Annotated in this window: 9 protein-coding genes; 6 read left to right on the plus strand and 3 right to left on the minus strand. The window is 70.5% G+C overall.

From position 1 onward, the window contains the following. The first annotated feature begins 108 nt into the window (after positions 1 to 108). From CCR97_RS20845 to murJ, 5 genes are all read left to right on the plus strand, one after another. A complete protein-coding gene (locus CCR97_RS20845; RefSeq protein ID WP_245428682.1) occupies positions 109 to 1,149 on the plus strand; it encodes a Bug family tripartite tricarboxylate transporter substrate binding protein in 1,041 nt (346 codons plus the stop codon). A 177-nt stretch (positions 1,150 to 1,326) separates the two neighbouring features. After that, positions 1,327 to 2,574: a D-amino acid dehydrogenase gene (locus CCR97_RS20850; protein ID WP_111355329.1), complete on the plus strand. Its 1,248-nt coding sequence runs from the start codon at positions 1,327 to 1,329 to the stop codon at positions 2,572 to 2,574. 222 nt (positions 2,575 to 2,796) lie between these two features. After that, positions 2,797 to 3,795, plus strand: coding sequence for a Gfo/Idh/MocA family protein (locus CCR97_RS20855; protein ID WP_111355330.1), 999 nt, complete (start codon positions 2,797 to 2,799; stop codon positions 3,793 to 3,795). Positions 3,796 to 3,866: 71 nt separating this feature from the next. Continuing rightward, complete coding sequence (locus CCR97_RS20860; RefSeq protein ID WP_111355331.1) at positions 3,867 to 5,027, plus strand: DegT/DnrJ/EryC1/StrS family aminotransferase; 1,161 nt, start codon at positions 3,867 to 3,869, stop codon at positions 5,025 to 5,027. A gap of 139 nt (positions 5,028 to 5,166) precedes the next feature. Then, positions 5,167 to 6,747 (plus strand): murein biosynthesis integral membrane protein MurJ, encoded by a 1,581-nt coding sequence (gene murJ, locus CCR97_RS20865; RefSeq protein WP_111355332.1) that lies wholly within the window; start codon positions 5,167 to 5,169, stop codon positions 6,745 to 6,747. 176 nt (positions 6,748 to 6,923) lie between these two features. Here the strand turns inward: murJ and CCR97_RS20870 are convergent, their stop codons facing one another. The 3 genes from CCR97_RS20870 to CCR97_RS20880 all read right to left on the minus strand — a co-directional run bounded on the left by CCR97_RS20870 (position 6,924) and on the right by CCR97_RS20880 (position 9,846). Further along, on the minus strand, positions 6,924 to 7,994 hold the full coding sequence (locus CCR97_RS20870) for an ankyrin repeat domain-containing protein (protein WP_111355333.1): 1,071 nt from the start codon (positions 7,992 to 7,994) through the stop codon (positions 6,924 to 6,926). 8 nt (positions 7,995 to 8,002) lie between these two features. After that, positions 8,003 to 8,758 (minus strand): nuclear transport factor 2 family protein, encoded by a 756-nt coding sequence (locus CCR97_RS20875; RefSeq protein ID WP_111355334.1) that lies wholly within the window; start codon positions 8,756 to 8,758, stop codon positions 8,003 to 8,005. Between the two features lie 194 nt (positions 8,759 to 8,952). Beyond that, on the minus strand, positions 8,953 to 9,846 hold the full coding sequence (locus CCR97_RS20880; protein ID WP_245428683.1) for a S1C family serine protease: 894 nt from the start codon (positions 9,844 to 9,846) through the stop codon (positions 8,953 to 8,955). Positions 9,847 to 10,289: 443 nt separating this feature from the next. On the opposite strand from CCR97_RS20880, the gene CCR97_RS20885 reads away from it, so the two are divergent. Next, positions 10,290 to 11,483, plus strand: a complete 1,194-nt coding sequence (locus CCR97_RS20885) for an efflux RND transporter periplasmic adaptor subunit (protein ID WP_111355336.1) — start codon at positions 10,290 to 10,292, stop codon at positions 11,481 to 11,483.

The raw sequence follows: 11,483 nt of genomic DNA on the forward strand, positions 1-11,483 counted from the left end.
ATCGACCCTGGTCATGGTCGATCACAGTCCGTCGCCACCGAACGCCCCGGAAAAACTGGCGCGGGTCTTGCCTTGTGAAAGGTACGCAGATGCCGAGGAGCGACCCGCGTGGTGTGGCTGGTCGCGGGGCAGGCGAACGACGAGGACGACATGTTCAGAAATGCTTTGGCGGCTTGCGCGGTTCTCTCCGCCCTGGCCGTGTCCGGGCCGGCGGCGACCGGCCCCGCGATGGCGGGACCGAACGGCGACGCCTATCCGTCGCGGACCATCACGGTCGTGGTTCCGGTGCCGGCCGGCGGCTCGGTCGACGGCGTCGCCCGCATCCTGGCGCACAAGCTGCAGGAGTCGCTCGGCGTCAGCGTGATCGTCGAGAACCGCGCCGGTGGTGCCGGCGGCACGGTCGGGGCCGGCTCGGTCGCCAAGTCCGCGGCGGACGGCTACACGCTGCTCCTGCACGCCTCGCTGCATGTCGGTGCCCCGTTCCTGTTCAAGAACGTGCCCTACGACGTGACGAAGGACTTCACGCCGATCACCCTCGTCGCCTCCGGTCCGCTGATCGTCAGCACGGCGCCGAACGTACCGGCCAACACGCTGAAGGAGTTCTTCGACCTCGTCCGCAAGGAGCCGAGCAAGTACACGTTCGCGACCTCGGGCTTCGGGGCGGCCGGCCATCTCGCGGTCGAGCTGCTCAAGCACGAGGCGAATGTCGATGCTTTGGTCATCGCCTATCGGGGCGCGACGCCGATGCTCGCCGACCTGATGAGCGGCCAGATCCAGCTCGTCGCCGATCCGATGGTCGCCTCGCTGCCGCTGGTGCAGGCGGGCAAGATCAAGGCGCTCGCCATCACCAGCCTGGAGCGCAGCAAGGCGGCGCCCGACATCCCGACGGTCGCCGAGTCCGGCATGAACCCGCTCGACTTCGGCTCGTGGTACGGGCTGTGGGCGCCGAAGAACCTGCCGCCCGAGATCACCGCCAAGCTGCAGGAGGTGTCCGCCAAGGTGTTGGCCGACGAGGACACCAAGCGCCGCTTCGCCGTGCTCGGCTTCGAGCCGATCGGCTCCTCCACCGAGGCGTTCAAGACCTTCATCGCCGACGAGACGGCGCGCACCGAGAAGATCATCAAGGACGCCATGATCAAGTCGCAGTGACTTTCCGGTCGGCCGGCGCTTGCGCCGGTCGATCGTGCCGTCGACAGGCTTTTCACGACTGCACCGGCCGCGGGCGCCGCTCGCGGCCGGTGCTCATGCCAACGGTCGCCGCGGTCGCGGCGGCAAGAACGGCCGGATCGGCGACAGCTTTCGCCGGAACGGCGACAGGACGGACCCATGAACGTTCTCGTGCTCGGGGCAGGGGTGGTCGGCACCGCCTGCGCTCATTATCTCCACCGCGCCGGCCACACCGTCACGGTCGTCGAGCGACGCACCGGCGCCGGCCTCGAGACGAGCTTCGGCAATGCCGGCGGCGTGTGCCCAGGCTTCGCCGGCCCGTGGGCCGCGCCCGGCATGCCGATGAAGGGCCTGCGCTGGATGCTGAAGCGCTACGCGCCGCTCGCCATGCGGCCGACGCTCGATCCTTATCAGTACGCCTGGCTTCTGGACTTCGTGCAGAACTGCACGCCCGAGCGCTTCGCCCGCAACAAGGCGCGCATGCAGCGCATCGCCCATTACAGCAAGGCGTGCCTGAAGGATCTGCGCCGCGAGATCGGGATCAAGTACGACCACGGCGAGGGCGGCGTGCTGCAGCTCTTCCGCACCGCCGACGAGGTCGCCGGCGGCCGCCGCGCCAGCGCCGTGCTGGAGAAGTTCGGCGTCACCCATCAGCTCCTCGATGACGACGGCGTGCTGGCCGCCGAGCCGGCGCTGGCGCGCTCCAAGATCAAGTTCGTCGGCGGCCTGAACCTGCCCGGCGACGAGACCGGCGACTCGGCGCTGTTCGCGGCGCGGCTCGCCGCGCGCCTGCAGGGCGAGGGCGTCCGCTTCCTGTTCGGCACGAAGATCACCCGCCTGCGGGTCGAGGGGCAGCGGCTGCGCGCCGTCGAGACCGACAAGGGGCCGCTGGAGGCGGACGCCGTCGTCGTCGCGCTCGGCGTCGAGGCGCCGTTCCTGCTGCGGCCGCACGGCATCAATCTGCCGATCTACCCGGTGAAGGGCTACTCCATCACGGTGGATCTGCCATCTGATCAGGTGGGGCCGCGCTCCGCCGTGATGGACGAGCACACCAAGGTGATGATCACGCGGCTCGGCACGCGGCTGCGCGCCGCCGGCATGGCGGAGGTCGCGGGCTACGGTCTCGGCGTGCGGCGCGACGGCATCGAGGCGGTGCGTCGCACCGTGCGGGCCATGTATCCGGACGTGTCGCTCGACGGCGACATCAAGCCGTGGGCCGGCCTGCGGCCGATGACGCCGGACGGACCGCCCTATCTGGGCGCGACGCCGATCGAGGGCCTCTATCTCGACATCGGCCACGGCTCGAACGGCTGGACGCAGGCCTGCGGCACTGGAAAAATCCTCGCCGACATCGTGTCCGGACGCACGCCCGAAATCGATCTCGACGGCTACGGATTGGTGCGTTGAGACCGGCGTGCCTGCGGCTTGCGCACGATTCGAAATGCCTTCGCCGCAGGCGCGTTGACGCGAGACGCCGCCCGAAGGAATCCGGAAGAGCCCGTAGCCGGGCCTGAAATCCAGATTGTAAATATTTGAATCAAAACGTGTTTACCTGACGTTCTTTTCACGTCGCACGCTCCCGGCCGGCGTGCTAGGAGGGCGCGAGGACAGTTTTCGGGGAAGGTGGTCATGGTCGACAGCGCCAAGGGCAGCGCCCAGAAGCCGTTGCGCGTCGGCGTGGTCGGCGTCGGCGTGATGGGATGCAACCACGCGCGCGTGTTCGCCGGCCTGCCGGGCGTGCAACTGGTCGGTGTCGCGGATCCGAGCGTCGGGCAGACCGAGTTCGTCGGCCGCACGCTCGGCTGCGGCACCTTCCCGGACGTCGGCAAGCTCTTGGACTTCGGCGTCGACGCCGTGACCATCGCGGCGCCGACGCATCTGCATCGCGAGGTCGCGCTCACCTGCATCCGGCGCGGCGTCCACGTGATGATCGAGAAGCCGATCGCCTCCACGGTGGAGCAGGGCCACGAGATCATCGAGGCGGCCAAGCGCGCCGGCGTGACCCTGATGGTCGGTCATGTCGAGCGCTTCAACCCGGCCGCGCAATCGCTGAAGGAGGCGATCCGCAACGAGGACATCCTGTCGATCGCGATCACGCGCGTCGGGCCGTTCCCGCCGCGCATGTCGAACGTCGGCATCGTCATCGACCTCGCCGTGCACGACATCGATCTGGTGCGGTGGTTCACCGACTCGGAGATCACCGAGGTCCAGCCGCAGCTCTCCAGCGCCAAGGCCGAACGCGAGGACATCGCGCTCCTGCAGTTCCGCACCGCCTCCGGCGTGCTCGCCCACATCAACACCAACTGGCTGACGCCGTTCAAGGCGCGCACCGTCCAGATCGCCACCAAGCGGAAGTACATCACGGGCGATCTGCTCACCCGGCAGGTGACCGAGTGCTTCGGTTTCCAGCCGGACGGCAGCTACTCGATGCGCCACCTCTCGGTCGGCCACGACGAGCCGCTGCGCGCCGAGCTCGGCGCCTTCGTCAAGGCGGTGCGCACCGGCACGCGCCCCGCCGTGACCGGCGAGGAGGGCGTTGCCAGCCTCGAGATCGCCATCCGCTGCCTCGAGGTCGGCGGCGAGGCGATCGGCCTGCCGCTCCGCAAGCCGCGCGTGGTGGCGCGCTGAGGCGCGCGCCCGACGCCGCGGCCGGACGTCCACGAGAACAGACCCACACGACATCGCATGCAGGACATCGCATGACCCAGCACGCCCGCCTGCAGCCGCAGCCGATCCCCTTCATCGACGTGGCGGCGCAACGCCGCGCCCTCGGCACCAAGGTCGACGACGCCGTCGCCCGCGTGCTGGCGCATTGCCAGTTCATCCTCGGGCCGGAGGTGCAGACGCTGGAGAAGGACCTCGCCGCCTTCTGCGGCGCGAGCCACGCCGTCACCTGCGCGAGCGGCACCGACGCGCTCTCGCTGGTGCTGATGGCCAAGGGCATCGGTCCCGGCGACGCGGTGATCTGCCCGTCCTTCACGTTCTGCGCCACCGCCGAGGTGGTAGCGCTGCATCGCGCGACGCCGGTGTTCGCCGACATCGACGAGGCGACCTACAACATCTCGGTCGAGAGCGCCGCCGCCGCGATCGAGACGGCGAAGTCGCTCGGCCTGAAGCCGCGCGGCATCATCCCGGTCGATCTGTTCGGCCTGCCGGCCGACCACGACGCCATCGCGGCGCTGGCCAAGGCCGAGGGCCTGTTCGTGCTCGACGACGCGGCGCAATCCTATGGGGCGACCTACAAGGGCCGGCGGCTCGGCGTCGACGGCCTCGCCACCGCGACAGCGACGAGCTTCTTTCCCGCAAAGCCGCTCGGCTGCTACGGCGACGGCGGCGCGATCCTCACCGACGATCCCGAGCTGGTGGCGACGCTGAAGAGCCTGCGCGTGCACGGGCACGGCTCCGACAAGTACGACAACATCCGCATCGGCCTCACCTCGCGGCTCGACACCGTGCAGGCCGCCGTGCTGATCGAGAAGTTGAAGATCTTCGCCGACGAGATTCGCGCCCGCGACGCCGTCGCCCGCCGCTACGCCGAAGGCCTCGCCGACGTGGTCGGCGTGCCGGTGGTGCCGGAGGGCTATTCGTCGGTGTGGGCCCAGTACACGATCCGGATTCCCGCCGGCACCCGGGATGCGTTCGCGGCGGCGCTCAAGGCCGACGGCGTGCCGACCGCGATCTACTATCCGATCCCGCTGCATCGTCAGGTGGCCTACAAGCACTATCCGACCGCCGGCAACGGCCTGCCCGTGTCCGACAAGGTCGCGGCCGAGGTGATCGCGCTGCCCATGCACGCCTACCTCGACACGGCGTCGCAGGACCGGGTGATCGACGCCGTGCGGCGGGCCGTGAAGGGGTGAATTCGGCCGTATAGTCGCGTCTCGGTCATTCCGGGGCGGCGCGCAGCGCCGAACCCGGAATCCAGCCGGGACCTCGAAAAACGTGGCTGGATTCCGGGTTCGCACCTGCGGTGCGCCCCGGAATGACGGACAACGGGCCATGCTCGGACGCATCGCGACTGTCGGGGGGCTGACGCTCGTCTCGCGCGTCACCGGCTTCCTGCGCGACATCATGCTGGCCGCGGTGCTCGGCGCCGGGCCGGTCGCCGACGCCTTCTTCGTCGCGCTCAGGCTTCCAAATCACTTCCGCGCCATCTTCGCCGAGGGGGCGTTCAACGCCGCCTTCGTGCCGGCCTATGCCCGCATCGTGAAGCAGGGCGGGCCCGATCCGGCGCGGCTGTTCGCCGATCGGGTCTTCACCATGCTGATGGCGGCCGAGGCCGTGCTGCTGGCGCTGGCGCTCGCCTTCACGCCGGCCGTCATCGGGCTCCTGGCGCCCGGCTTCGCGGCCGGCAGCGGGCGATTCGATCTCGCCGTCGATCTGACCCGCATCACCTTCCCGTATCTGGTGCTGGTCAGCCTGGTCACGCTCTACGGCGGCATGCTCAACGCCGTGCAGCGCTTCGCCTCGCCGGCCGCGGCGCCCGTGCTGCTCAATCTCAGCATGATGGCGACGCTGTCGCTCGCCGCCTTCTTCCCGACCGCCGGCCACGCCGCCGCCTGGGGCGTGCTGATCGCCGGCGTGCTCGAGGTGCTGCTGGTCGGCGCCGACGTGGCGCGCCGCACTGGCCTGCCACGCTTCTCCGGCCTCGCGCTCGACGACGACGTGAAGAGGTTCTTCAAGGCGCTCGGTCCGGCGACGGTCGGCTCGGCCGGCCTGCAGATCGCCATGTTCGCCGACACCATCATCGCGAGCTTCCTGCCGGCGGGCGCGCTGTCGGCGCTCTACTACGCCGACCGCCTCTATCAGCTCCCGGTCGGCGTCATCGGCATCGCGGTCGGCACCGTCGTCCTGCCCGAGATGGCGAGCCGCATCGCCGGCGGCGACGAGGCGGGCGCGCGCGATGCCCAGAGCCGGGCCGTCGAGCTCGCGCTCCTCCTCTCGGTGCCGTGCCTGGTCGCCTTCCTGCTGCTGCCCGATCTGATCATGCTGGCGCTGTTCTCACGCGGCGCCTTCACGGCCGCCGACGCGGCGGCGGCCGGCGCGACGCTCGCCGCCTACACGGTCGGCCTGCTGCCCTTCGTGCTGATCCGCAGCGTCACGGCGACCTTCCTGGCCCGCGGCGACACCAAGACCCCAGTGAAGGCGCTGCTCGTCTCGGTGGTCGTCAACGTGGCTCTCAAGATCGCCCTGATGGGGCCACTGTCGCAGGTCGGCCTCGCGCTCGCCACCGCGGTCGGCGCCTGGGTGAACTTCGGGCTCGTCGTCTGGTTCGCCCGCCGCGCCGGCCTGCTCGGCTGGGATTCGCGGCTGATGTATTCGGTCGCGCGGCTCGCCATCGCCGCCGTGGTGCTGGCCGTGGCGCTCGTCGCCGGCCAGCGGGTCGTCGCCGCGCTGATCGAGCCCGGCCAGATGCTCCGCCACGAGACGTCGCTCGCCGCCCTCGCGCTGATCGGCGCCGCAGCCTACGGCCTCGCCATCGCGGCCCTGTTCGGCCGCCAATGGCTGCGCCGCCTCGCGCGGCGGCGGAAGGCGGCCGCCCCGCCGGTGCCGCCGGCACCGCCCGTCGATCCCCTGTGATTTGCTCCGTGTGCCCCGGACAAGGCGCATCGGGCCGCAGGCCTGATGCGCCGCAGAGCCGGGGCCTAGGGGTGCCGGGTGGAAACGTCTCGTTCGATCGCCCTGGGTCCCGGTTCGCGGTGCGTCGCACCGCGCCCGGGACACGAGGCTTCAACGCGGTCGCCGACCTTGAGTGATCACGTCGCCGCCGCCAGCCGCTTCGTCACCGCATCGTCCTGGCCGAGCTTTTCCCGCGCGAGATCGAGCGGGCGCTTGCCGTCCCACGCGACGATGTCGGTCCTCGCGCCGGCGTCGAGCAGCACGGCGGCACACGCCGAAAATCCGTGCCACAGCGCGTCGTGCAGCGGCGTGTAGCCGTTCGACGGACCCTGATAATCGAGGTTCACGCCCGTCGTCTGCGCCAGTCGCCGGGTGATCTCGACGTGGCCGTTGTAGGTCGCCTTGTGCAGCGGCACGGCGCCGAACACCGGCTCGACCGCATTCACGTCGGCGCCGGCGTCGATCAGCAGGCCGACCATCTCGGTCAGGCCCTGACGGGCGGCGACGAGCAGCGCCGTGTGGCCGTCGTCGAAGCCGCCGACCACCGGCCAGCGCCGGTCGACCGCCGCGCCGTCGGCGAGCGCCGCCTGCAGGGCCGCGAGATCGCCGGCCTGCACGGCGCGGATCAGCGCCGCCTCGCCCATCGCGGCGGCGTCGCGGGCCTGGCGCTGCGCGATCAGCGCCTCGATGCGGGCGAGCGCCTCGGCGTCGCCGGCGCCCTGGCTGACATTCTTGGCGTAGGCGAGATGGTTCGGCAGCGTGAAGCCGTAATAGCTCGTCGGCGTCAGCCGGCAGTCGCGGTCGAGCAGCAGCGCGACGATCGCGTCCGCCTTGAACCAGATCGCCTCGAACAGCGGCGTGTGGCCCGTCGACGTCGCCTGCAGGTCGACCGAGGCGCCGGCCTCGATCAGCATCCGGGCGACCGCCGTGTGGGCGCCCTGGCAGGCCTTGTGGAGCGCCGCCGTGCCGGCCTTGCCGTCGAGCGCGTCGACCAGCGCGCCGGCGGCGAGCAGCGCCGCCACCTTGTCGCCGTCGCCGAGACCGGCGGCGAACATCAGCGGCGTCAGCCCGCTCGCCGGATCGATCCCGTTCGGGTCGGCCCCGGCGCCGAGGGCGACGGCGACCGCGGCGACCGTGCCGGACCGCACGGCCGCGACGAGATCGCAGCCTGAGACGTGCGACGGCGCCTCCTGGGTCGGCGCATCCATGGGGGGACTCACAGGTTGCGATACGCGCGCACGAGCGGCGACACGTCCCAGTTCACCCGCCACTCGACGATGCGGCGGTCGCGCACCGTCAGGAAGGTCGCGACCTGGAGGTCGTACTCGTTGCCGTTGGCGATGCACTGGGCGTGCTCGTGGACGATCCCGACCGCCCGCGCGCCGTCGACCATGATGTCGCCGAGCAGCGCGAAGCTGAGCATGCGGGAATGCGCCGCCCACACCTCGAAGCTCTTGAGCACGGCCGGCAGGCCCCGATAGGAGCCGAGCCAGGGCGCGAGATCGGTGACGCCCGGCACCGGCGGCACGTTGTCCCAGATGACGTCGGGATGGACCAGCTTCAGCGCCTCCTCGGAGCGGCCGGCGCTCAGGTTCTCGAACCACGCCGCGGCGATCTCGCGGGTCGCCGCCGGATCGACCGAGCCCGGGGCGGGCAGGGGAGCGCCCGGCCGCGGGAAGCGCGCCTTCACGTCGCCGAGGAAGCCCTCGTAGTCGCGCAGCGCCCACACCACCTCGAAGTCGAGATACTCGCGCATGGGCAGCCAGCCCATCGAGTTGCGGTCCAAATCCTCGAGCGAGTCGGCCTTCACGATCGCAATGATGCGATGCTGCGACACCACCTTGTAGAGCTGGACGAAGCCGGCCCGGATGCCGGCGACGCCGTGCTCGCCCTCGCGCTCCTCCAGCGCCCAGAGCTGATCCTGGTTGATCCGCCCCTGATAGTTCCACCGCATCTGGACATAGAACAGCATCGCCGGCCTCCGATGGCGGGCGCACGACACCGTCCGGCGCGCCGTGGGTGCGGCGCGGCCCGGCGGCCAGACCCCCGCGGGTTGCAGTCACAACCTAAGCGGGCGATCGGCAGAAAGTAAACCGAAAGTGGTACAAATTCGCGTGCGCAATCGCAGCGCGGTCGTCGGCGGGTCTCGGCGAAGCTCTCTGCCGGCTACGCCGCCGTGCGCCCGGGTCGCTCCAGCGGCACCACCGGGACCGTACGCCGCTCGCCGCCGCGCAAGAGTTCGATGGCGAGCGCGCGGCCGATCCGCTCGCCGGTGAGGATTCGCACGAGTTCGTCGGCGCCGGTGACCGGCACGCCGTCGATCGCCAGCACGACGTCGCCGGCGACGATCCCGGCCTCCGCCGCGGGGCTGCCCGGATCGACGCCGGCGATCATCACGGCGCTCTCCTGGGCGACTCCGGCGAGATGCCGCAGCCGCGCCGGTAGGGCGGTCTGGGCGGCCGCGATGCCGATGAAGGCGCGGCGCACCCGGCCGTGCCGCACCAGCTCGCCGAGCACGTGCTTCACCGTGTTGGCCGCGATGGCGAAGCAGATGCCCTGCGCGCCCTGGATGATCGCGGTGGCGATGCCGACCACCTCGCCGTGCGAGGCGACGAGCGGTCCGCCCGAATTGCCGGGGTTGAGCGCGGCGTCGGTCTGGATCAGGTCGTCGACCAGCCGGCCGTTCGAGGCGCGCAGCGACCGCCCGAGCGCCGACACGACGCCGGCCGTGACGGTCGACTCGAAGCCGAGCGGATTGCCGATCGCGACGACGAGCTGGCCGCGGCGGAGCCTTCGCGAGTCCCCCAGCGCGGCGGAGGGCAGCAGCACGTTCTCGTCGACCCGCACCAGGGCGAGATCGGTGTCGGGATCGGCCCCGACCACGCGGGCACCGAGCCGCAGGCCGTCCGCCGTCGTGAGGGCGAGCCGCACGCCCGGCGCGCGCGCCGCCGCGGCCGCGACGACGTGGTGGTTGGTGACGATCAGGCCGTCCGGCGACACGATCACGCCGGAGCCCGAGCCGCGGCGGCCCTGCGGGCCGACGACATCGAGCCGCACCACGGCCGGCCCGATGCGATCGACGACCGACGTGACGGCGTTCGAATACGCGTCCAGCAGCGCAGTATCGTCCGAGCTTTCGGAGCCCGGACCGGAATTATCGTTCGGGGCGAGGCCGACCGGTGGCGCGATATTGCTCGTATCCGCGATGTCGACGACGTTTGGAATCTCTAGACTCTGGTCCCGGTTTTTGTCGCCGGGGCCACGATACCGTCGTGATGAAGGAAAACTCCGGGTTCGATCGGACAGCGAACTCCGAGTTCGATCATTTCGTCGATTTACTTGCATGGCACGGGCGGATATGGGGATGCCACGCGGTTATGGAAGACCATCGGGACGTCGCGCCAGCGCCGGGCTTCCTTCTCCAGGCGGTCCATATCAAGCGGGCCATACAAAGGCCGACAGGATGCGCGATGTCGATGGTCGTTAGAAATTCCGGAGCTGTCATGAGTTCGAAGTGGGCGCGTCTCGTCGCCGTCGGTGCGGCTGTCGTTCTGGCGGGATGCGGCGGCGAGACCAAGCAGCCGCAGGCCGGTGGCCCGCCGCCGCCGCAGGTGACCGTGGCGAAGCCGGTCGAAGGCACCGTGATCGACTACGACGAGTATGTCGGCCGGTTCGTGCCGATCGACTCGGTGGAAGTCCGCGCGCGCGTGTCGGGCTATCTGGACCAGATCCATTTCAAGGACGGCCAGATGGTGAAGCAGGGCGATCTGCTGTTCACCATCGACAAGCGGCCGTTCCAGACCGCGCTGGACCAGGCCAAGGCGAACCTCGCCCAGGCCAAGGCGAACCTCGCCTTCACCGAGGCGGATCTGTCGCGCGCCCAGCAGCTGGTGCGCGACCGCACCATCACGGAGCAGACCTTCGACCAGCGCACCCAGGCGAAGCGCGTCGCCGAAGCCTCGGTCGCGGCCCAGGAGGCGGCGGTCCGCCAGGCGACGCTCGATCTCGAGTTCACCGAGCTGAAGGCGCCGATCACCGGGCGCATCGGCGATCGCCGCGTGTCGGTCGGCAATCTCGTCACCGGCGGCACCGGCGGCACCACGACGCTGCTCGCCACCATCGTGACCTACGACCCGATCCGTTTCGAGTTCACCTACGACGAGGCCGCCTATCTGCGCTACCAGCGGATGACGACCGACGGGCCGGCGAGCCGCGCCGGCGGCCTCGAGGTCGCGCTGAAGCTGATCGACGAGAAGGAGTTCGGCCACAAGGGCCGGATGGATTTCGTCGACAACGTCATCGAGCGCACCACCGGCACGATCCGCGGCCGCGCCGTGCTGCCCAATCCGGACGGGCTGTTCACGCCCGGCATGTTCGCCCGCGTGCAGGTGCCGGCCTCGCAGCCGCAGACCGCGCTCCTGGTGCCGGACGTCGCCATCGGCTCCGAGCAGGTGCGCAAGTACGTGTTCGTGGTCGATGCCGAGAACACGGCGCGCCAGAAGTTCGTCACCCTCGGCCAGCTCGACGGCAAGCTGCGGGTGATCAAGGACGGGCTCGGCCCGAACGACCTGGTGATCGTCAACGGCATGGCGCGCACCCGGCCCGGCATCAAGGTGACGCCGAAGGAGGAGCCGATCACCCGTGCGGCTCCGGCCGGTCCGCAGGCCGCGGCCGGCGGCTCGCCGAAGGCCGAGTGA

Source organism: Rhodoplanes elegans (assembly GCF_016653355.1).
Lineage (GTDB): Bacteria > Pseudomonadota > Alphaproteobacteria > Rhizobiales > Xanthobacteraceae > Rhodoplanes > Rhodoplanes elegans.